Source organism: Stenotrophomonas sp. YJH_SMC_94-11 (genome assembly GCF_059370435.1).
Genome location: NZ_JCAFTR010000005.1, coordinates 28,994 through 50,270, shown reverse-complemented (window position 1 = coordinate 50,270; position 21,277 = coordinate 28,994). Strand labels below are relative to the sequence as shown.

Below are 21,277 nucleotides of genomic sequence, written 5' to 3'. Positions count from 1 at the left end.
TGAACGGATGAACCGACCCTGCAACATTGCGGCCCGTTTGCCTGAACTGGCGCGTGAACGCCCCGACCAGATCGCCATCCGCTGCCCGGGCCGCCGCGGCGCCGGCAACGGCATGGCCGCCTACGATGTCACCCTCGATTACCGTCAGCTGGACGCCCGCAGTGATGCCATGGCCGCCGGCCTGGCCGGCTACGGGATCGGCCGTGGCGTGCGCACGGTGGTGATGGTGCGGCCTTCTCCGGAGTTCTTCCTGCTGATGTTCGCGCTGTTCAAGCTGGGCGCAGTGCCGGTGCTGGTCGATCCGGGCATCGACCGGCGCGCGCTGAAGCAGTGCCTGGACGAGGCGCAGCCGCAGGCCTTCATCGGCATTCCGCTGGCGCATGTGGCGCGGCTGGTGCTGCGCTGGGCGCCGTCGGCCACCCGGCTGGTGACGGTCGGCCGCCGCCTCGGCTGGGGCGGTACAAGCCTGGCCGCGCTGGAACGTGCCGGTGCCAAGGGGGGGGCCATGCTGGCCGATACCGATGGCGAGGACATGGCGGCGATCCTGTTCACCAGCGGCTCCACCGGCGTGCCCAAGGGCGTGGTCTACCGCCACCGCCACTTCGTCGGCCAGATCCAGTTGCTGGGCAGTGCCTTCGGCATGGAAGCGGGTGGGGTGGACCTGCCGACCTTCCCACCGTTCGCGCTGTTCGACCCGGCGTTGGGCCTGACTTCGGTGATCCCGGACATGGACCCGACGCGGCCGGCGCAGGCCGACCCGGGACGCCTGCACGATGCCATCCAGCGCTTCGGCGTAACCCAGCTGTTCGGCTCGCCAGCGCTGATGCGGGTGCTGGCCCGGCACGGGCGGCCACTGCCGACGGTGACCCGGGTGACCTCGGCCGGGGCACCGGTGCCGCCGGACGTGGTCGCCACCATCCGCAGCCTGCTGCCGGCCGATGCGCAGTTCTGGACTCCCTATGGCGCCACCGAGTGCCTGCCGGTGGCGGTGGTCGAAGGCCGCGAACTGGAGCGCACCCGCGCGGCGACCGAGGCCGGTGCCGGCACCTGCGTGGGCAACGTGGTGGCCCCCAACGAGGTGCGCATCATCGCCATCGACGACGCACCGTTGGCCGACTGGTCGCAGGCACGTGTGCTGGCCACCGGCGAGGTGGGCGAGATCACCGTGGCCGGGCCGACCGCCACCGACAGTTACTTCAACCGCCCGCAGGCCACCGCCGCCGCGAAGATCCGCGAGACGCTGGCCGATGGCAGCACCCGCGTGGTGCATCGCATGGGCGACGTTGGTTATTTCGATGTGCAGGGCCGCCTGTGGTTCTGCGGGCGCAAGACGCAGCGCGTGGAAACCGCGCACGGGCCGCTGTACACCGAGCAGGTCGAGCCGATGTTCAACACCGTGGCCGGCGTGGCGCGCACTGCGCTGGTTGGCGTGGGTGCCGCCGGTGCGCAGGTGCCGGTGCTGTGCGTGGAGCTGCAGCGTGGCCGGTCCGACAGCCCGGCACTGCAGGAAGCGCTGCGTGCCAAGGCCGCCGCATGCCTGGCCGGAGCCGGGCTGGAGCACTTCCTGGTACACCCTTCGTTCCCCGTCGATATCCGTCATAACGCCAAGATCGGCCGCGAGAAGCTCGCCGTCTGGGCCAGCGCCGAACTGGAGAAGCGCGCATGAAGATCCTGGTCACCGGTGGCGGTGGTTTCCTTGGGCAGGCGCTGTGCCGCGGGCTGGTCGAGCGTGGCCACCAGGTGCTGGCGTTCAACCGCAGCCACTACCCGGAACTGCAGGCCATGGGCGTGGGCCAGATCCGCGGCGATCTGGCCGATGCGCAGGCGGTGCTGCATGCGGTGGCCGGCGTCGATGCGGTGTTCCACAACGGCGCCAAGGCCGGTGCGTGGGGCAGCTATGAGAGCTACCACCAGGCCAACGTGGTCGGCACCGACAACGTCATCGCCGCCTGCCGCGCGCACGGCATCAACCGGCTGGTCTACACCTCAACGCCCAGCGTGACCCATCGTGCCACGCACCCGGTGGAAGGCCTCGGGGCTGACGAGGTGCCGTACGGCGAAGATTTCCAGGCGCCGTATGCGGCTACCAAGGCAATCGCCGAACAGCGCGTGCTGGCCGCCAACGATGCGTCGCTGGCGACGGTGGCACTGCGCCCGCGCCTGATCTGGGGCCCGGGCGACCAGCAGCTGGTGCCGAGGCTGGCCGAGCGTGCGCGGCAGGGCCGCCTGCGCCTGGTGGGGGATGGCGACAACAGGGTGGACACCACCTACATCGACAACGCCGCACTCGCGCACTTCCTCGCCTTCGAGGCACTGGCGCCGGGCGCTGCGTGTGCGGGCAAGGCCTACTTCATTTCCAACGGCGAACCGCTGCCGATGCGCGAGCTGGTCAACAAGCTGCTGGCCGCTGTTGGCGCACCAACCGTGGACAAGGCGATCAGCTTCAAGACCGCCTACCGCATCGGCGCTGTCTGCGAGCGGTTGTGGCCGCTGCTGCGCCTGCGTGGCGAGCCGCCGCTGACCCGCTTCCTGGCCGAGCAGTTGTGCACGCCGCACTGGTACAGCATGGAACCGGCGCGCCGTGACTTCGGCTACGTGCCGCAGGTCAGCATCGAAGAGGGGCTGCGCAGGCTGAAGGCTTCATCTGCTGCATAGATCGCCGTCACTGGTTGCACACCGCAGGATCGGGAGGATGGACCCACGCCATCCAAGGCTCGACCACCCGCGAGGAGCGCCATGCTGCACTACGCCATCATCTTCTTTGTCATCGCCATCATCGCCGCTGTTCTGGGTTTCTCCGGAATCGCCGGCGCCGCAACCAACATCGCCTGGATCCTGTTCGTGGTGTTCCTGATCCTTGCGGTGATCTCGATGTTCCGCAAGCGCGGATAGAAACTGCAGGGCGTGCCGGTCATCGACCGGCACGCCGCTTCCAGGTGGGTGCCGACCTTGATCAGCACACTATCGCCTGGTAGGTGCCGACCTTGATCGGCGCACCTTCTGTAGAGTCGAGCATGGCTGGACTCTACAGAAGCGCTCGGTCCGCCGCATGGCGCTCCAGCGCCAGCTCGATCAGGCGGGTGATCAGCGTGGTGTAGTCCACGCCGCTGGCACCCCACAGCTTCGGGTACATGCTGATGCGGGTGAAGCCCGGCAGCGTGTTGACCTCGTTGATGATGATGTCGCCGCCCGCAGTGAGGAACACATCCACGCGCGCCATGCCGGCACACTCCAGCGCCTGATAGGCCCGCAGCGCGATCTGCTGGATGCGTGCCTGGGTTGCAGCATCGATATCCGCGGGTACCACCACTTCGGCACCATCGGCGTTGATGTACTTGGTGTCGTAGGCGTAGAACTCGTCGTGCACCACCACCTCGCCGCACAGGCTGGCCTGCGGATGTTCGTTGCCCAGCACCGCGCACTCGATCTCGCGGCCGATCACCGCCGATTCCACCAGCACCTTGTGGTCGTAGCGCAGCGCCAATGCCAGCGCTTCGGCAAAGCCCGCCGCATCCTTGACCTTGCTCACGCCTACCGACGAGCCTTGGTTGGCCGGCTTCACGAACAGCGGCAGGCCAAGCTGGGCAATCACCGCATCGACATCCACTTCCGCCACCTGGTGGCGGCGGATGCACAGCCACGGCGCCACCTGCAGCCCGGCGTCGCGCAGCAGGCGCTTGGTCACGTCCTTGTCCATCGCCACTGCCGAGCCCAATACCGGCGAACCGACGAAGGGCAGGTTGGCCATGCGCAGCAGGCCCTGCAGCGCACCGTCCTCGCCCAGAGGCCCGTGCACGATCGGCAGCACCACATCGATCTGGCCCAGCACGCTGGCCGCATCGGAGGGCTGCAGCTGTGCCTGCTCGGCACCGGGAAGGACCGCCAGCGACTGGCCGGAGCGATGCAGCGCGATGCGTGCCGGATCATCGGCATTGAGCAGGAAGGTCGCAGGCTCGCTCAGATGCCACTGGCCCTGCTTGTCGATGCCGACCAGCACCGGCTCGAAGCGCTCGCGATCAAGCGCATCGAGGATGTTCTTCGCCGACTGCAGTGAAACTTCGTGCTCGGAAGACTTGCCCCCGAAGATGATGCCGACCCGGGTCCGTGCCATGGGGAATGCGATGTCCTGTGCGTTGCGTGGCCGTACAGCATGAACCTTCCATCGCCGCTCGGGTGAGGCACGGATGAACCGCCGGGCCGCCGGCTCGGGTAGGGGCCGACCTTGGCTGGCCCCCGGGAAATCCAGCGCCGACCAAGGTCGGCATCTACCAACGCCAGATCCCATCAGCATTGGGATCAGAGCCCGTTGCGCAGCAACGGGATCCGACCCCACAGACGACAGGAATCTGTCGAAGGCGGGGTGGGTCCGGTTGCGGGAGTGTCCGCGGCATGGATGCCGCGGCCAAGCCCCCACGGATGGGTTTACGGCGTCTCCCGCAACCGGACCCATCCCGCCAACCCACGGAATGCATGCTGTTGCTGTTGGTGTTGAGGTTGCCGGCCAGCGGCCGGCACTACCGCGGGTGCCGGGCGGTAGCCCGGCCCAAGCCCCCCACCCACGCAGGTAGAATGCGCCCATGGCTCTTTCCCTGCTCAAGTCCCTCAAGCCGGTCGCTGGCCGCGCCCTGCAGATCGCCCTGAACCGCGCGCTGGCGCTGGATCCGGATACCCGCCATGCCCTGGCCAGCCTCGATGGCCGGCACATCGACCTGACCCTGGAAGCGCCGTCGCTGGCGATGCGCATCAGCGTCGACGGCGACCAGCTGCGGGTCGGCCCGGTGGATGCGCAGGAAGCCGACCTGGCCGTGCGCAGCAGCCTGGCCGGCGTGCTGGCGCAGCTGCCGCTGCTGGCCAACGCACGGCGCGGCGAGTCCAACAACAAAGGCCGTGTACGCGTGGCCGGTGACGCCGAACTGGCGCGGCGCCTGCAGCAGCTGGCCAAGGGCTTCGACCCGGACTGGCAGCAGCCCTTCGTCAGCGTATTCGGCGAGGTACTGGGCGTGCAGGTCGCCAACACCCTGCGCAGCGCCCTGCAGCACGCGCGCCAGGGGGCGATCGACCTGGCCCACAGCGCCGCCGAATTCATCACCGAGGAATCGCGCGACGTGGTGCCGCGCGCCGAACTGGATGCCTTCCATGATGATGTGGACGTGCTGCGCGATGACGTCGAGCGTCTTGGCGCGCGCGTGCAGCGCCTGCGGGGTGCCGCATGAAGGCCGTGCTGCGGGCGAGCCGCATCGGCCGGGTGATCCTGCGTTACCGCCTTGACGATCTGCTGCAGGGCACGCCGGCCGAGCGTTGGCTGCGCCTGGCCAAGCCGTTCGTGCCGCGTGCCTCGGCCGACATCGCCGCACAGTCGCGCGGTGCGCGCCTGCGCCTGGCGCTGCAGGATCTCGGCCCGATCTTCGTCAAGTTCGGCCAGATCCTCTCCACACGCCGCGACCTGGTGCCGCCGGATGTGGCCAATGAGCTGACCCTGCTGCAGGACCGGGTCAAGCCGTTCGACGGTGACACTGCGCGCCGCATTGTCGAGGAAGCGCTTGGCCTGCCGGTCAGCGAGGCGTTCGCCAGCTTCGATACCGAACCACTGGCCTCGGCTTCGATCGCGCAGGTGCATGCGGCCACGCTGGCCGATGGCCGCCAGGTGGTGGTCAAGGTACTGCGCCCCGGCATCGAGAAGCAGATCGATGCCGACATCGCCCTGCTCAACTCGCTGGCCGCGCTGGTCGAGCGTACCCATCCGCGTGCCGACAAGATCCGACCGCGCGAAGTGGTGGCCGAAGTCGAGAACACCCTCGCCGCCGAGCTGGACCTGCAGCGCGAAGGCGCCAATGCCAGCGTGCTGCGCCGCTTCTGGGAGAACAGCGACGACCTGTACGTGCCGGAAGTGATCTGGAGCCATACCGCCGAGCGCGCGCTGACCCTGGAGCGCGTGTGGGGCATTCCGTCCGACGACATCGCCGCGCTCGACAAGGCGGGCATCGACCGCAAGGCACTGGCCGCCAAGGGCGTGCGGGTCTTCTACACCCAGGTGTTCCGCGACAACTTCTTCCATGCCGATGCGCACGCCGGCAACATCTGGGTCGACACCGATCCGGGCCGCCGCGCCAACCCGCGATTCATCGCGCTGGACTTCGGCATCATGGGCCAGCTGTCGCAGGAGGATCAGTACTACCTGGCTGAGAACTTCATGGCCATCTTCAACCGCGATTACCGCCGCATCGCCGAACTGCACGTGCAGGCGCGGTGGATGCCCGATCACGTACGCATCGATGATCTGGAAGCGGCCGTGCGTTCGGTGTGCGAGCCGTACTTCACCCGCCCGCTGTCGCAGATCTCGCTGGCCGAAGTGCTGATGAAGCTGTTCCGCGTGGCGCAGCGCTACCAGCTGACCCTGCAGCCGCAGCTGATCCTGCTGCAGAAGACCCTGCTGAACATCGAAGGTGTTGGCCGCCAGCTGGATCCGCAGATCGATATCTGGGCGGTGGCCAAGCCGGTGCTGGCGAAGATCCTGCGCGAGCGCTACAGCCCACGCCGGGTGGTGCGCGAGATCGGCAAGCGGTTGCCGGAAATCATGACCCACGCGCCGGACATGCCGCGCCTGGTACACGCTTGGCTGACCCAGCAGGTGGAGGGGCGCCACGAGCTGGCGATGCGCTCGCGCGATCTGGTTGCGCTGGATGCCAGCGTGCAGCGCCTGCAGAGGCGCGCGGTCGGCGCGATCACCGGCGTCGGCCTGCTGGCCATCGCCGCGCTGATGTACGTGCTGCAGCCACCGGGCTGGTACTGGGGCGACCTGCCGATGTGGAGCTGGGTGTCTGGTGCCGTCGGCGCGGCGGCGCTGGCGCGCGCGTGGTGGCGCTGATCCCTGTTGATCCACAGTCGGCGGCGTCACGCGCCGCCGACCGGCCACGGCTCTACCAGTGATAGCCCAGGCCCAGGTGCGACTGCACGCTCTGGAAGCGGTCCAGGCGCGTCCGGTGCCAGGTCTTGCCGATGCCCATGTCCAACACCAGATGCTCGCCCAGCGGCTGGCTGCGGCGCAGGAAGGCACGTCGTGCATCGTGTTCGCGCAGCAGCAGCGGATCGGCATCGGCGGTGTAGCCGGAAGTACCGCTGCCCAGCCACAGCTGGGTCGACCCACGGCCCTGCGCATCCTTCAGGCGCAGTGACAACGTGGTGCCATGGCCGTCGGGCCCATTGGACTGGCGATGCCGCTCGTGGCGCAGTGAGGCGGTCACGCGCGGGAAGTAATGCGCTGCGCCCACCGACCAGCCGCTCACGTATGCACCGGCATGGTACTGGGCGTACTTGCCGCCTACGCTCAGCACGGTCTGCGGTGCCACGTGCCACTGCAGGTCCTGGTTGACCTGGCGGTTGACGAATACCGGGTCATCGTTGGAGGCAGTGAAGGCAGTGCGGGTCGAGACGCGAGGACTCCAGCGCTGGTGCAGCGAACCCTGCACGCGATTGCCGCCGAAGCGCTTGCTGCCGTAGTCGCGTTCGCCATGGGCCAGGCCAAGGTGCCAACGGCTGTCACCGCTGCGGCCGGCCACGTCCACGGTCTGTACGTCACGCTTGCCGAAGCCGTCGGTGTAGTCGGCATGGTCCAGTTGCACCGAGACCCGGTCGATGCCGGCGTGGGCGCTGGACACAGCCAGCAGCAGGGCACACGGCAGTGCGCCACGGATGATCAATCGCATGGGGTTACTCCAGGGGTTGGGAATGCAGCGACTGCAGCAGCCGGTAGCGACCGGGCGGCAGGTTTCGTTCCACGGTGATGCGCGGTCCGAACTGGCTGCCCGGCGCGACGATGCGACCGGGCAGGATGATCACGCCCACACCCAGCGCGGCGCCCTCACCGATCCAGGCGCCGAGCTTGTCGCGCTGGCTGTCGATGACGGTATTGCCGATGTGGACGGCGACCGTCGCACCATCCAGGCGATGGTTGCTGGTGCGTACCAGCGCGCCCAGGTAGGCACGGGCGTCGACGCGGCTGTCGGCGATGAAACATTGCGGGCCGATGCAGGCGCCGTCGCCGATCAGTGCGTTCTTCAGTTCACCTGCAAAGCCGATGCGCACGCCGTCACCGATACGCAGTGGGCCGCGCAGCAGCGCATTGTTGCCGATCAGGCAGTCGCGGCCGATCGATACCGGCCCCTGCAGCTGGGCGCCGTCGCAGATGCGGCTGCCGGCGCCGATCCTCACCTTGCCCTGCACCACCGCGCGCGGAGAAACCTGTGCAGTGGAATCGACGTGCGGTGGCAGCGTCGAAAGCGCGGCGGCCATCGCGGCCAGGTCATTCCACCACATGCGGATACCTGGTCGGTTTGTCGCGCAGCGGTTCGCGTCCGGTGAACAGCCCGGCCACGCCGTGCATCAACCAGACCGCGTAGGCGAGCAGCACGTACAACATCGAGAACGCGGCGGCGGGTACCAGCCACGCCCGGCGGTGGTGGATCGCACTGATCACCGCCAGCAACATGACGATGCCAATCCAGAACAGCGGCATCACCGACAGGGCGAGGCCACCAGGCCCATGCAGCAGGGCCGCACCGAACCAGACCTGTAGGGTCAGCACGATGCCGGCCAGCGCGAGCAGCATCATCGGCAGGATGCTGAACAGGCCGAATCGGGTCAGCAGCAGGCCGCGATGCAGGCGCATGCACACCGCATAGCCGACGATCCAGCGCCGCCAGCGCCGCCATTCCTCCACCAGCGTGTTGCATTCCTGCGGGTAGACCACGCAGCGCACGCTCTGGCGGACGCGGTACCCCTGCGCGACCAGCGACCAGGACATGTCCAGGTCTTCCACGCGGGTGCGGTCGGAGAAGCCGACCTTGCGCAGCACCGAGGTACGGAACAGGCCACACGAACCGGAGACAATGAAGGGGGCGCCGCCCAGCCACTGCTGGAAGCTGCGCTTGATGACGATCATCGGCAGCTTCAGGCTGGCGCGCACATGCGGCAGGAAGCCGGCACCCTGCAGGCTGGACGACGGCACGCCACCGACCGCATCGGCACCGCGCTCGATCTCGTCCAGCAGGTGGCCCAGGCCGTGGCCGCGCGGATCGATATGGGTGTCGGCGTCGGTCAGGAACACCTGCTCGGCGGTGGCGTGCTGCAGGCCATGCATCAGCGCGCCGCCCTTGCCGGTGTTGGACTGATGCACCGCCACCAGGCGCCCGGGCCAGTGCGCCTGCAGCGCATCGAGCACCTGCGCGGTGTTGTCGGTGGAACCATCGTTCACGCAGATCACCCGCGCCACGTAGGGGTTCTGCAGCAGGCTGGTCAACGAGCGCTCCAGGCAGGGGGCTTCGTTGTAGGCCGGCACGATCGCATCGATGCTGTACAGGCGCGTGCTGGGGCGGCGCAAGGCCTGCACACACACACGCACCAGGATGAAGGCACACATGGCCAGGAACAGCAGCGTTTTCATCACAGCACCAGCCGGTAGGGCACGAAACCTTCACTGGGGCCGATGCCGATCTGCTGGCCGCGGAACTGCGCATGGCAGCGCAGGTGATCCTCCTGCATGTAGTGGCGATCGCCCTGGCTGGCATGCTCGCGCAAGGCATGGATCTTCAGGTCCAGCTGTGCGCTGATGTCCTCGAATACCTGCGGTGCGAACTGTGGCAACGTGCTGGGGCTCTCGTAGCAGAGGATCTGCGGGATGCTGCGGCAGGCGATGATCGACGCTTCATGGACGGTGCGATGGTCCTGGTGATGGTCTTCGCCACACATCGTGTAGACGCGATGCGGTGCGATCTGCGCGCAGGCCTGCTCGAGCGCCGCGACGATGTCGTTGCGGCAGGCAGGAAAGCGGGTATCCGGGAAGTCCCGCTGGATCACCTCGGCCACACCCAAGCGCCGCAACGCGCGGTGCGATTCGTCGCCGCGGTCGATGCCGGCATGGCAGCCACGGCCCCCACGGCTGAGCACCAGCGCATGGATGCGTGCACCGGCGCGGGCCAGTTTGGCCAGGCTGCCGCCGCAACCGAGTTCGATGTCGTCGGGGTGGGCGCCGATTGCCAGAATGTCGAGAACCATGGCCGTGTCCTTGCGGATACCAAGAGGGCAGCGGGCGGGTGCACCGTCCCGCGTGAAGAAGGCGGGAACTATCGCAACGTGAACGCGGCGTGGGGCTAGGAGGAGTACGAAATGTGGCCGGACAGGCCACAATGCTCACCCTTGCTGCGGCAATTGAAAGAAGCGATGACGATGCGGCTTTCGGAATTGAAGAAGGAACTGATGCACTTCGGCGCTGAAAACGACGCGCATGAAACCGAGCGCGCTCGGCGCATGCTCAACATCACGCCGGACACCGGTGAATTCCTGTCGGTACTGGTGCGTTTCGGCACCGCGCGCCGGGTGCTGGAAATCGGCACCTCCAATGGCTACTCCACGCTGTGGCTGGCCGAAGCGGCCGCCGCCATCGACGGCCACGTGACCACGCTGGAATTCGCCGAGGACAAGGTGGCGATGGCGCGATCCACCTTTGCGCGCAGCGGGTTGGCCGCGCACATCACGCTGGTGCATGGCGATGCCGGGCAGTGGTTGGCAGAGGCCGGCGAAGGCTGCATCGACCTGCTGTTCCTGGATTCGGACCGCGGGCAGTACGCCGGCTGGTGGCCGCAACTGCGCCGCGTGCTGCGGCCAGGGGGCCTGCTGGTTGTGGACAACGCCACCTCGCACGCGGAAGAGATGAAACCCTTGTGCCTGCTGCTGGATGCCGATCCGGACTTCAGCACCAGCGTGGTGCCGGTGGGCAACGGCGAACTGCTGGCCGTGCGCAACGGCTGATTGCCACGCCACAGACCCGGGGTCAGATCCCTTTTCCCGTGGAAAAGGGATCTGACCCCATACAGGGCACCCTTATAATCCCGCGGTGAGTACCGAACCTGACACCCTCGCCGCGGTCGAGACTGAAACCGCGCCCCTGCAGCTGCTGCACCTGGATGAGCGCCTGGCCGTGGTCAACAAGCCTGCCGGGCTGATGGTCCACGACAGCAAGCTGGCCCGTGGCGAAGATGATTTCCTGGCCGACCGCCTGCGTGAGCAGCTGGGGCGGCCGATCTTCCTCGTGCACCGCCTGGACCGGGCCACCAGTGGCTGCCTGCTCCTGGCCTTTGACCGCGAAACCGCCAGTTCGCTGGGCAAGGCACTGATGGGTGGCGAAGTGGCCAAGGACTACCTGACAGTCTGCCGAGGCTGGCCGGCCGAGCTGTCCTGGCGGGTGGACCATGATCTGGACGGTGGGCCGGGCAAGCCGGTGAAGAAGCCGGCGATCACCGATTTCCAGCGCCTGGCCACTGGCGAGCTGTCGGTGCCGGTGGGCGAATTCAGCAGCTCGCGCTACGCGCTGCTGCGCTGCCAGCCGCAGACCGGGCGCTTCCGGCAGATCCGCCGTCACCTCAAGCACCTGTCGCATCACATGATCGGCGATACCAGCCACGGCGATGGGCGCCACAACCGCATCTTCCGCATGCAGGGCGTGCACCGCATGCTGCTGCACGCCGAGCGCCTGCGTTTTCCGCATCCGGAGGGCGGCAACGTGGATGTCAGTGCGCCGCTGGACCACCAGTTCCAGAAGGCACTGGACCTGTTCGGCTGGCAGGTGGACGCAGTTTGACGGTAGTGCCGGCCGCTGGCCGGCAGCTGCGTGATTCCAGGTGTACTGGGGAGCCGGCCAGCGGCCGGCACTACCTCATTCTCGTTTCTTTTCCGGCTCGTTGACGATCGCTTCCAGGTCTTTCTGCAGGTCCGCAAACAGCGGCTGCATGCGCGCCTGGATGGCCACCATCACGTTCTGCATCAGTGCCGGGGTCTTGTCCAGCAGGCTCTGGCCTGCCGCGCTCTCGTAGAACTCGGCCATCGCCAGCACGTCTTCCTTGCTGAACGTCTTCTTGTACAGGTCCACGTACATCGGCCGCAGCTGCTGCCACGACATGGCCTGGCGCAGGGTCTGGCTGGTCCGCGCCTGGATCCGCTTCAGCTGCTCCTGCTGCTGGGCGGTGAGCTGGCGCTGCGCGGCCACCTGCTGGAACTGCTGCTGCTGCATGGCTTCGATCTGCGGCACCATGGTGTCGATCATGCTCTGCGCGCGCGAGGCCGACAGCAGGCGGTTGATGTCGCCGTCGGTCGGCGGGGCGGCCAGGGCCGGGACGCTGGCCGTGGCCAGTGCCAGCAGCAGTGCGGCGCGGCGCAGCAGGGACGGCAGGGCGGGTGCGAAGCGGGTCATGCGGGCTTCCTGCGGTACATGGGACCGCCAGCATACCCGCAGCCCAGGCGAAGGCGGCGTGTTCGGCGCCTGATCGGCGGCATACGGGGCGCGATGGCGCACTCCACCACGTGCCTGCCGCTACAATGCGCGGATGGGCAGTGGACCGGTCACCATCAGCGCGCAGCTTGAAATCCCCGACGGCGAGATCGTCGAGCGGTTCGTGCGCGCCAGCGGCGCCGGCGGCCAGAACGTCAACAAGGTGTCCACTGCGGTGGAACTGCGTTTCGACGTGGCCAACTCGCCCTCGTTGCCTGAACCGTTGCGCGCGCGGCTGTTGGCGCGGCGTGACCGGCGCATGACCGGCGAAGGCGTGCTGGTCATCGACGCGCAACGTTTCCGCACCCAGGATCGCAATCGCGAGGATGCGCGCGAGCGGCTGGCGGCCTTCATCCAGGCCGGGCTGAGCGTGCCCAAACCGCGCAAAGCCACCAAGCCGACCCTCGGGTCGAAACTGCGTCGTCTGGACGCCAAACGCGGGCGCGCGCAGATCAAGCGCGGGCGCTCATCACGTGACTGGGAGTGATTGCTTGAACAACCCGACTTCGTTGCTGCCGGCCGTGCCGCCGCAGATGCCGCAGGTCAAACCCAACGCCTTCCTGCGCTGGCTGGCGCGCTGCACCCTGCGCATGGGGGGCTGGAAGGTGACCGGCACCCTGCCTGACATCCCGAGGCTGGTCTTCATCATCGCCCCGCATTCGTCCAACTGGGACGGGCTGTGGGGCATGGCGGCCAAGATCGCGCTGGGCATGAAGGTGAAGGTGCTGGGCAAGGCCTCGCTGTTCTGGTGGCCGCTGGGCCCGTTGCTGCACCGGCTGGGCGTGATTCCGCTCGATCGCAGCTCGCCACAGGGTACGGTGGGCCAGGCGGTGGACCTGCTGCGCAACAACGAGAAGATGTGGTTCGCCATCACGCCCGAGGGCACCCGCAAGGCGGTGAAGGAGTGGAAGGCCGGCTTCCTGAAGATCGCCCGGATGGCCGACGTGCCGATCCTGACCGCGTATTTCCACTATCCGGAAAAGACCATCGGCATCGGTCCGCTGTTCACCCCGAGTGGCGACGATGTGGCCGACATGGCTGCCATCCGCGAGTTCTACCGGCCCTGGATCGGCAAGACCCGCGGCACGGTCTGAGCCGGCCGCAGGCCGCCGCATAGACGCCACGTCCGGCACATGCCGGGCGAGCGCGACAGGAGTAGGGTGGAGGGCTGGTATCCATACCGTCTGCCCAAGGAGCGTTTTACATGTCGCGTACCGTAGTCCTGGCCGCCGCCATCAGCCTGGCGCTGGCGGCCTGTTCCGGCAAGGAGTCCACCCCCGTGACCGATGCCCAGAAGACCCCGGCCCCGCAGCCGGCCGAAGCCTCCACCAATCCGCTGCTGAGCGCCAGCACGCTGCCGTTCCAGGCGCCGCCGTTCGACAAGATCAAGGACAGCGACTACCTGCCGGCCTTCGAAGAAGGCATGCGCCAGCACCTGGCCGACGTGCGCAAGATCGCCGACAGCAGCGAGCCGGCCACCTTCGACAACACCATCGTGGCGATGGAGCGCAGCGGCGAGACCCTGACCCGCGTGTCGCGCATCTTCTTCGGCCTGGTCCAGGCCGACACCAACGATGCGCGCCAGAAGATCCAGGAAGAAGTGGCGCCAAAGCTGGCCGCGCACCAGGACGAGATCAACCTCGATCCGAAGCTGTTCGCGCGCGTGAAGTCGCTGTACGACCAGCGTGACACGCTGGAGCTGGACCCGGTGCAGAAGCGCCTGGTCGAGCACTATTACGATGGCCTGGTGCGCGCCGGTGCGCAGCTGTCCGACGCTGACAAGGCGACCCTGCGCAAGCTCAACGTGGAAGAGACCACGCTCTCCACCCAGTTCCACACCCGCCTGGTGGCCGCGACCGCCGCTGCGGCTGTTGTCGTTGACGACAAGGCCAAGCTGGCCGGCCTGGACGAGGGCGCGATCAACAACGCTGCGGCCGCCGCCAAGGACCGCAAGCTGGATGGCAAATTCCTGCTGCCGCTGCAGAACACCACCCAGCAGCCGGTGCTCGGCTCGCTGAGCGATCGCGACCAGCGTGCCGCCGTTCTGAAGGCCTCTGAAACCCGCGCCGAGCGCGGTGATGCCAACGACACCCGGCAGACCGTGCAGCGCCTGGCCCAGCTGCGTGCGCAGAAGGCCAAGCTGCTCGGCTTCGACACCTTCGCCGACTATCAGCTGGGCGACCAGATGGCCAAGACTCCGGCTGCCGCGCTCAAGCTGCTGACCGACACCGTGCCAGCCGCCACCGCCAAGGCGCGCGCCGAGGCCGGTGAGATCCAGAAGGTCATCGACGCGCAGAAGGGCGGATTCCAGGTCGCCGCTTCGGACTGGGACTTCTACGCCGAGCAGGTGCGCAAGGCCAAGTACGATCTCGACGAGTCGCAGATCAAGCCGTACTTCGAACTGGACAACGTGCTGCAGAACGGCGTCTTCTACGCCGCCACCCAGCTGTACGGCATCACCTTCAAGCCGCGCACCGACATTCCGACCTACAACCCGGACATGAAGGTGTACGAAGTGTTCGACAAGGACGGCACCTCGCTGGCGCTGTTCTACACCGACTACTTCAAGCGTGACAGCAAGTCCGGCGGCGCCTGGATGGACGTGTTCGTCGAGCAGGACGGCCTGACCGGTGCCAAGCCGGTGGTCTACAACGTCTGCAACTTCACCAAGCCGGCCGCCGGCCAGCCGGCGCTGATCAGCTTCGACGACGTCACCACCATGTTCCATGAGTTCGGCCATGCGCTGCACGGCATGTTCTCGAACGTGAAGTACCCGTCGATCGCCGGCACCGCCACCTCGCGTGACTTCGTCGAGTTCCCGTCGCAGTTCAACGAGCACTGGGCACTGGACCCGAAGGTATTCGCCAACTACGCCAAGCACTACAAGACCGGCGAGGCGATGCCGCAGGAACTGGTCGACAAGATCCTGAAGGCGCGCAGCTTCAACCAGGGCTATGCGACCACCGAATACCTGTCGGCCGCGCTGCTCGACCTGGCCTGGCACACGCAGAAGGCCGATGCACCGCTGCAGGATGTCGGCGCCTTTGAAGCCAGCGCGCTGAAGAAGTTCAAGGTCGACCTGCCGCAGGTACCGCCGCGCTACCGCACCACCTACTTCGACCATATCTGGGGTGGTGGTTACTCGGCCGGTTACTACGCCTACTTCTGGGCCGAAGTGCTGGACCATGACGCCTACCAGTGGTTCACCGAACACGGTGGGCTGACGGCGGCCAACGGCCAGGAGTTCCGCGACAAGATCCTCTCGCGCGGCAACAGCGTGGAGCTGTCGACCCTGTACCGCGATTTCCGCGGCAAGGACCCGTCGGTGGAACCGCTGCTGAAGTTCCGCGGGCTGAAATAAGAAAGCGGAAACGGCGGGGGCAACCCCGCCGTTTTTCTTTGTGTAGAGCCGAGCCCATGCTCGGCTGGCTTTTTCTGGAGACGCAGCCGAGCATGGGCTCGGCGCTACGATCGGCATTACGTCCCCACGTGCACGCGGTTCGCCTGCTCGGCCAGGCCCAGGTGATCGAGCGCGATATCCAGCGCCAGCACATAACTCTGCGCGCCATACCCAGCAGCGATGCCCAGGCGCTGGCCGACACCAGCCGGCAGGCACGGTTCGGCCACTGCGCCGTCGTCATGCACCTCTACGTACGCGTTGTGCAGATAGGGCAGCAGCCGCTGCAGGCGCAGACTGTTGGCACACGCACCCGGATCGAGCAGCGTCACCTCGCCGCGGCTGTGATCGGCCACGCGCAGCGCATCAAGCAGCTCCTGTTCCGAACCGCAGGCGCGGATCGCCACGCTGGTGCCGGCGTCGATCGCGCGATGCACCAGCGACTTCAGGACCGGTGCCGGCAGCGGCATCGCGGTGCGGATCAGGGCGCCGGCCGCTTCCGGGCCGCGGATGATGAAGATCGACATGACTCAGCCCTCCTGCGCCAGGCGGCGGCCGACAATGGCCAGCGACAACGGGTAACCGGCCTGCTGGCTCCGCTGGTCGACCACCACGGCGGCGGGGCCGTGCTGCAGGCGCAGGCGTGCATCCAGGCCAGGTTCGCTGGGTGCCTGCAACTCGATGTACTGCGCCGGCAGCCGTTCCAGCGCCGCCTGCAGCGCGCCACCTTCGGCCTGCCATTGCGCCTCGTCGGCGGCACCGACATCCAGCAGTACCCAGTCGGCCGAGCGCGCCTGCGGCTGGCACAGGCACTGGCGTACCTCGGACAGGCTGGCGCAGTCGCTGCACAGCACGCGATGGCCGGCCAGCTGTGCCGGCAGTTGGGGGCGCGGTGCCGACGAAGAGGCGTGGCGGATCACCAGGAGGGTCATACAACACCTTGCGGAATGCGCCGTGTGGCGCGGTGGGCACACGATGCGCGTGCTGCCCGTAAAGGTGCGATGCCCGCGGCCGGGCCGGGGCGTAAAACCTGCGTAACCCATCCTGTAGAGCCGAGCCTACGCTCGGCTGCTCTGCGCCCCAGTCGGGCAACCTCGACGCTACAAAGAACAAGCCGAGCGTAGGCTCGGCTCTACAGGAGCGCGGCGCGGGAACCTCTTGCGCCCGGACGTGGTCTGATGCAGCCACCACCCAACCGGAGCCTGCCATGGACGCTGTTGCCCGCCCTCCCTTTTCCGAACGCGCGCTGGCCTGGCTGAAGAAAGAGGCGCTGCCGCTGCTGGTGATGCTCGGCCTGCTCGCCGCCGCCCGCGATACCCTGGCCAACCATTACGTGGTGCCGAGTGGTTCGATGCAGCCGACCCTGCAGCCCGGCGACCGGGTGGTGGTGGACATGCGCGCCTACGGTCTGCGCCTGCCGTTCACCAACACGGAACTGATGGCGACCGGCACCCCGCAGCGTGGCGAGGTGGCGGTCTTCGACTCACCGGCCGACGGCACCCGCCTGATCAAGCGCGTGGCGGCGGTGGCCGGTGACCATGTGCAGATGCGCGAGGGCCATCTGAGCATCAACGGGCAGCCGCTGCAGATGGCCGACCTGCAGGACGTGGAAGCCTTCGGCGAGCGACGTGCCCGCCTTGATCTGGACATGGGCGGCGGTCCGGACATCGCCGACCTGGTGGTGCCAGCCGGCAAGGTGCTGGTGCTGGGTGACCACCGCGGCAACAGCTTCGATGGCCGCTTCTTCGGCTTCGTCGACGCCGACAAGCTCTACGGCCGCGCGGTGGCGGTGTACTACCGCCGGGGCGACGGCTTCGAGTGGCAGCGCCTGTAAGCTGAATTGATACTTCTCGTATATCAATCATGACCTATCAGGTTATGGATCGACTGGATAGACGGGCCTAGTCTGAGGCCCGTTCCCTCCCACGCTTGGCCGCCCCCACCGGCCCATCGATCCCATGACTGGCGAAACCGCGGCGGCCGTCGAATGCCGCCCCCCCACTGTCGACTCCAGCGCCGAGACCCGCATCCAGCAGGGCACACCGGCCTTCCGCCGCACCGCGCTGGCGTTGTTCCTGGCCGGCTTTTCCACCTTCGGCCTGCTGTACACGGTGCAGCCGCTGCTGCCCGAGTTCAGCCGCCATTTCAGCGTGTCCGCCGCCGGCAGCGCGATGTCGTTGTCGCTGACCACCGGCACCTTGGCCGTGGCGATGCTGCTGGCTGGTCTGCTGTCCGATGCGGTCGGCCGCCGCCCGTTGATGATCGTCGCGTTGCTGGCCTCGGCCATGCTGTCGCTGAGCTCGGCGCTGGTGGATGACTGGACCACGCTGCTGGTATTGCGCACGCTGCTCGGCCTGGCGCTGAGCGGCGTGCCGGCGGTGGCGATGACCTACCTGGTCGAGGAAATGGACAGCCGCGCGCTGGGCCTGGCGATGGGCCTGTACATCGGCGGCAACGCCATCGGTGGCATGAGCGGACGCCTGCTGGCCGGCATCATCGCCGACCACTGGGGCTGGCGCTGGGGTATCGGCGTGGTCTCGATCATCGCGGTGGCCAGCACCGTGCTGCTGTGGCTTCAGCTGCCGCCGTCGCGCCACTTCCATCCCCGTCGTGACGGCCTGCGCCAGTTGCCGTCGCGCTGGCGCATGCTGTTCGCCGACCCGGGCCTGCCGTGGCTGTTCGCCACCTCGTCCGTGCTGATGGGCGTGTTCGTCACCCTCTACAACTACCTGGGCTACCACCTGCTGGCGCCGCCGTACCACCTCAGCCAGACCGTGGTCGGCCTGATCTTCAGCGTCTATCTGGTGGGCACCTTCAGTTCGGCGTGGATGGGCCAGCAGGCAACGCGCTACGGGCGCGGCCGCATCCTGTCGGTCTCGTTCGCGTTGATCGGCGCGGGCATCGCACTGCTGGCAATGCCGTGGCTGAGTGCGATGGCACTGGGTATCGCGCTGGTCACGTTCGGCTTCTTCGGCGGCCACTCGGTGGCCAGCAGCTGGGTTGGCAGCCGCGCCGGTACGATGCGCGCCGAAGCCTCGGCGATGTACCTGTTCGCCTACTACCTGGGATCCAGCGTGCTGGGCGGGGTCGGTGGCCTGGCCTATGCGGCTTGGGACTGGCTCGGCGTGTGCGCGTTCGCGGCCGTGCTGACGCTGGTCGGCGGCGGTATCGTCTGGGCACTGCAGCAGCGCGCGCCGCAGCCGGTCACCGCGTGATCCACCGCGTACGGTAGTGCCGGCCGCTGGCCGGCATGCCGGCCCATGTGGGGTTGCCGGCCAGCGGCCGGCACTACCCGGGTGGGTTGCACTTCACCCTTCGGCGAACGCCTCACGCAGCAGCGTGGCGAAATTGCGGATCAGCGGCGTTACCCGTTCGCGGTGCCAGGCCAGCTGCACTTCCGAATGCGCGCCGGCATCGGCCAGTGCCACGAAGCGCGATCCTTCCACGCGTATGTGATCGCATGACGACGGCAGGATCGCCGCACCCAGGCCCGCAGCGGCCAGGCTGATCAACGTCGATGCTTCACCGGCTTCCTGCACGATGCGCGGCGTGAAGCCCGCCGCCGCGCACAACGCGATCATGTGGTCGTGGATGCCCGCGCCGGCGCTGCGGCGGAATGCTACGAAAGGCTCCTGCGCGAAGTCGCGCAGCGACAGCGTGCCCTGCTTCGACAGCCTGCGCAGGGCAGGGTGGTCGGCGTGCACGATCAGCGCCAGCGGGTCGACGAACAGGCTGTGCGCCACCAGTTCCGGCGGCAGCGCGCGCTTGCGGATGATGCCCACGTCCAGTGAACCGTCGAGCAGCGCGTCGATCTGCTGCAGCGTGTTCATCTCGCTCAGCTGCAGCCGCACCTGCGGGTACTGCTGACGGTAGCGCAGGATCGAACGCGGAATCTGCGGCGACAGCGGCGTGGCGCGAGTCAGACCGATGTGCAGTTCACCCTGCTCACCACGCTGTGCACGCTGCACCTCGTCCACGGCCGTTTCCACCTGCTGCACGATGGCGCGTGCACGTTCCTGCAGCAGTTCGCCCGCAGGCGTCAGCTGCACGCGGCGATGGCTGCGCACGAACAGGCGCGCCCCGATCAGTTCTTCCAGCTGGCGGATCTGCTGGCTGAGCGGCGGCTGTGACATGCCCAGCCGCTCCGCCGCCTGGCCGAAGTGCAGCGTATCGGCGACGGCGAGGAAGTAGCGCAGGTGGCGCAGTTCGATGGACATGCGCCCAGTCTATGCATCGCCGGCCGGAAATGAATCAGAGATGGGGTCAGAGCCCGTTGCACAGCAACGGGCTCTGACCCCGTGCCGACCAACGGTCGGCACCCACCAACAGCAGCGACCAACTGTCAGAGGCGGGGCGGTGTGGGTGGGCAGGACCGTATGGATGGCGCCATCGAGCCCCCATGGACGGGTTTACGGCGTGTCCTGCCCACCCACACCGCCCCGCCATCCCACGGATAGCCGGCTTCTGCTGTTGCTTCGGCTTCGGCTTCGGCAGGTGCAGGGCGCAGCCCTGCCGAACACCCCTACCGCTCCGAATGCCCGCTCTGATCGTAATCGCGCGGACTGAACAACTCCGGCTGGATCAGCTCGATGAACGCCCGCGCCTGCGCCGACAACGCCTTGCCCCGGCGCACGATCACCCCGTAGCTGCGCTCGGGGAACCAGCGCTTCATCGACCGCGCCGCCAGCCGCTCGTGGTCGGCCTCGTTCAGGCACAGCGCCGGCACGATGGAAATGCCCATGCCCATCGCCACGTACTGCTTGATCACTTCCCAGCCCCCCACTTCCAGCGCCACGGTGTAGGCGATGCGGTGGCGCTGGAACACCTGGTCCACCAGGCGGTAGGTGATCTGCCGCTTCGGCGGCAGCACCAGCGGATAGCGCGCGATGTCGGCCAGCTCCAGCTCGCCGCCCTTGGCCAGCGGATGATCGTGCGGTGCGATCAGCACCTGCTCGAAGCGGTAGGCCGGGGCGTAGGTCAGGTCGGCCGGCACATCGGTCATCGAACCTATCGCCAGGTCGGCGGCATCCTCGCGCAGCAGGTCGGTGCCGTCGGCGCTGATCGCGTTGTGCAGGGTCAGGCGCACGTCCGGGTGGTGCAGGCGAAAGCGTTCGACGATCTTCGGCAGCAGGTACAGGATGGTCGAGCTGTTGGCGGCAATGTTCAGCTCGCCCGCGTCCAGGCCGCGCACCTTGTCGCGGAAGCGCGCCTCCAGCCCGTCCAGGTTCTCCACCAGCGGCTGTGCCATCTCGTACAGCAGCTGGCCCTCGCGGCTGGGCACCAGGCGCCGCCCGCTGCGCTCGAACAATGGCACCCCCAGCTCCCGTTCCAACGCCTGCAACTGCAGGCTGATGGCCGGCTGGCTGACGAAAAGTGCCTCAGCCGCCCGTGAGACCGAGCCGAGGCGCACAGTCTGGCAGAACGCGCGCAGCGGCTTGAGCCGGTCGGATTTGTAGGAAAAACGAGGACTTGGCGGGGCGCGTGTGCTCATCGTGTAACGAGTATTAGCACAACTTATGTAAAACATTGCAAAAACTGTTTTGCCAAATACTGAGGCCCGG

Annotated in this window: 22 protein-coding genes; 12 read left to right on the top strand and 10 right to left on the bottom strand. The window is 67.6% G+C overall.

The annotated features are described in order from the left end of the window. The first annotated feature begins 7 nt into the window (after positions 1-7). The 3 genes from oleC (at position 8) to AC5P74_RS10645 (ending at position 2,892) form a co-directional block, all read left to right on the top strand. Entirely contained in the window at positions 8-1,666 is a 1,659-nt protein-coding gene (gene oleC / locus AC5P74_RS10655; RefSeq protein ID WP_346608212.1) for an olefin beta-lactone synthetase, read from the top strand. Continuing rightward, positions 1,663-2,655 carry a 2-alkyl-3-oxoalkanoate reductase gene (gene oleD / locus AC5P74_RS10650; protein WP_346608213.1) on the top strand — a complete coding sequence of 331 codons (993 nt, stop codon included), beginning with the start codon at positions 1,663-1,665 and terminating at the stop codon, positions 2,653-2,655. Before oleC ends, oleD begins: the two co-directional genes overlap by 4 nt. Before the next feature lie 81 nt (positions 2,656-2,736). After that, positions 2,737-2,892 (top strand): DUF1328 domain-containing protein, encoded by a 156-nt coding sequence (locus tag AC5P74_RS10645; RefSeq protein WP_005407633.1) that lies wholly within the window; start codon positions 2,737-2,739, stop codon positions 2,890-2,892. Positions 2,893-3,025: 133 nt separating this feature from the next. Here AC5P74_RS10645 and ddlA read toward each other — a convergent pair whose 3' ends face one another. Then, positions 3,026-4,111, bottom strand: coding sequence for a D-alanine--D-alanine ligase (gene ddlA / locus AC5P74_RS10640; RefSeq protein WP_206619863.1), 1,086 nt, complete (start codon positions 4,109-4,111; stop codon positions 3,026-3,028). A gap of 466 nt (positions 4,112-4,577) precedes the next feature. Between ddlA and AC5P74_RS10635 the strand changes: the two genes are divergently transcribed. After that, positions 4,578-5,213, top strand: coding sequence for a ubiquinone biosynthesis accessory factor UbiJ (locus AC5P74_RS10635; protein WP_005420772.1), 636 nt, complete (start codon positions 4,578-4,580; stop codon positions 5,211-5,213). Next, complete coding sequence (gene ubiB, locus AC5P74_RS10630; RefSeq protein ID WP_005420771.1) at positions 5,210-6,865, top strand: ubiquinone biosynthesis regulatory protein kinase UbiB; 1,656 nt, start codon at positions 5,210-5,212, stop codon at positions 6,863-6,865. Before AC5P74_RS10635 ends, ubiB begins: the two co-directional genes overlap by 4 nt. Before the next feature lie 52 nt (positions 6,866-6,917). On the opposite strand, the gene AC5P74_RS10625 is transcribed toward ubiB, so the two are convergent. Genes AC5P74_RS10625 through AC5P74_RS10610 form a run of 4 tightly spaced genes read right to left on the bottom strand, consistent with a single transcriptional unit; the run spans position 6,918 to position 10,050 of the window. Further along, complete coding sequence (locus AC5P74_RS10625) at positions 6,918-7,703, bottom strand: YaiO family outer membrane beta-barrel protein (RefSeq protein ID WP_005420769.1); 786 nt, start codon at positions 7,701-7,703, stop codon at positions 6,918-6,920. 4 nt (positions 7,704-7,707) lie between these two features. Then, the gene (locus tag AC5P74_RS10620) at positions 7,708-8,313 is read right to left on the bottom strand and encodes an LbetaH domain-containing protein (RefSeq protein ID WP_171958042.1); all 606 of its coding nucleotides are present in this window, start codon (positions 8,311-8,313) and stop codon (positions 7,708-7,710) included. Continuing rightward, the gene (locus AC5P74_RS10615; protein ID WP_206619864.1) at positions 8,300-9,439 is read right to left on the bottom strand and encodes a glycosyltransferase family 2 protein; all 1,140 of its coding nucleotides are present in this window, start codon (positions 9,437-9,439) and stop codon (positions 8,300-8,302) included. Before AC5P74_RS10615 ends, AC5P74_RS10620 begins: the two co-directional genes overlap by 14 nt. Then, a complete protein-coding gene (locus tag AC5P74_RS10610; protein WP_053500821.1) occupies positions 9,439-10,050 on the bottom strand; it encodes a PIG-L deacetylase family protein in 612 nt (203 codons plus the stop codon). Before AC5P74_RS10610 ends, AC5P74_RS10615 begins: the two co-directional genes overlap by 1 nt. A 165-nt stretch (positions 10,051-10,215) precedes the next feature. Between AC5P74_RS10610 and AC5P74_RS10605 the strand changes: the two genes are divergently transcribed. Together AC5P74_RS10605 and AC5P74_RS10600 are read left to right on the top strand one after the other, a co-directional pair. Then, positions 10,216-10,803 (top strand): O-methyltransferase, encoded by a 588-nt coding sequence (locus AC5P74_RS10605; RefSeq protein ID WP_053500819.1) that lies wholly within the window; start codon positions 10,216-10,218, stop codon positions 10,801-10,803. Positions 10,804-10,888: 85 nt separating this feature from the next. Next, on the top strand, positions 10,889-11,632 hold the full coding sequence (locus tag AC5P74_RS10600) for a pseudouridine synthase (RefSeq protein ID WP_053500817.1): 744 nt from the start codon (positions 10,889-10,891) through the stop codon (positions 11,630-11,632). Positions 11,633-11,707: 75 nt separating this feature from the next. Here the strand turns inward: AC5P74_RS10600 and AC5P74_RS10595 are convergent, their stop codons facing one another. After that, positions 11,708-12,241, bottom strand: a complete 534-nt coding sequence (locus AC5P74_RS10595; RefSeq protein WP_005420757.1) for a DUF2059 domain-containing protein — start codon at positions 12,239-12,241, stop codon at positions 11,708-11,710. A 133-nt stretch (positions 12,242-12,374) separates the two neighbouring features. Between AC5P74_RS10595 and arfB the strand changes: the two genes are divergently transcribed. The 3 genes from arfB (at position 12,375) to dcp (ending at position 15,680) form a co-directional block, all read left to right on the top strand. Then, entirely contained in the window at positions 12,375-12,806 is a 432-nt protein-coding gene (gene arfB, locus AC5P74_RS10590) for an alternative ribosome rescue aminoacyl-tRNA hydrolase ArfB (protein ID WP_005420755.1), read from the top strand. 4 nt (positions 12,807-12,810) lie between these two features. Beyond that, positions 12,811-13,413 (top strand): lysophospholipid acyltransferase family protein, encoded by a 603-nt coding sequence (locus AC5P74_RS10585; protein ID WP_005420754.1) that lies wholly within the window; start codon positions 12,811-12,813, stop codon positions 13,411-13,413. Positions 13,414-13,523: 110 nt separating this feature from the next. Next, the gene (gene dcp / locus AC5P74_RS10580; RefSeq protein ID WP_053500815.1) at positions 13,524-15,680 is read left to right on the top strand and encodes a peptidyl-dipeptidase Dcp; all 2,157 of its coding nucleotides are present in this window, start codon (positions 13,524-13,526) and stop codon (positions 15,678-15,680) included. Positions 15,681-15,796: 116 nt separating this feature from the next. Here dcp and AC5P74_RS10575 read toward each other — a convergent pair whose 3' ends face one another. Further along, positions 15,797-16,243 (bottom strand): 3-dehydroquinate dehydratase, encoded by a 447-nt coding sequence (locus AC5P74_RS10575; RefSeq protein ID WP_004153636.1) that lies wholly within the window; start codon positions 16,241-16,243, stop codon positions 15,797-15,799. A 3-nt stretch (positions 16,244-16,246) separates the two neighbouring features. Then, positions 16,247-16,648: a hypothetical protein gene (locus AC5P74_RS10570; RefSeq protein WP_019661885.1), complete on the bottom strand. Its 402-nt coding sequence runs from the start codon at positions 16,646-16,648 to the stop codon at positions 16,247-16,249. Positions 16,649-16,923: 275 nt separating this feature from the next. On the opposite strand from AC5P74_RS10570, the gene lepB reads away from it, so the two are divergent. After that, on the top strand, positions 16,924-17,550 hold the full coding sequence (gene lepB, locus AC5P74_RS10565; protein ID WP_053501214.1) for a signal peptidase I: 627 nt from the start codon (positions 16,924-16,926) through the stop codon (positions 17,548-17,550). Positions 17,551-17,674: 124 nt separating this feature from the next. Continuing rightward, on the top strand, positions 17,675-18,931 hold the full coding sequence (locus AC5P74_RS10560; RefSeq protein WP_346608117.1) for an MFS transporter: 1,257 nt from the start codon (positions 17,675-17,677) through the stop codon (positions 18,929-18,931). A gap of 93 nt (positions 18,932-19,024) precedes the next feature. On the opposite strand, the gene AC5P74_RS10555 is transcribed toward AC5P74_RS10560, so the two are convergent. Both AC5P74_RS10555 and AC5P74_RS10550 read right to left on the bottom strand, forming a co-directional pair. Further along, positions 19,025-19,933: a LysR family transcriptional regulator gene (locus AC5P74_RS10555; protein ID WP_346608116.1), complete on the bottom strand. Its 909-nt coding sequence runs from the start codon at positions 19,931-19,933 to the stop codon at positions 19,025-19,027. 305 nt (positions 19,934-20,238) lie between these two features. Next, positions 20,239-21,207 (bottom strand): LysR family transcriptional regulator, encoded by a 969-nt coding sequence (locus AC5P74_RS10550; RefSeq protein ID WP_053499296.1) that lies wholly within the window; start codon positions 21,205-21,207, stop codon positions 20,239-20,241. Between the last annotated feature and the right edge of the window lie 70 nt (positions 21,208-21,277).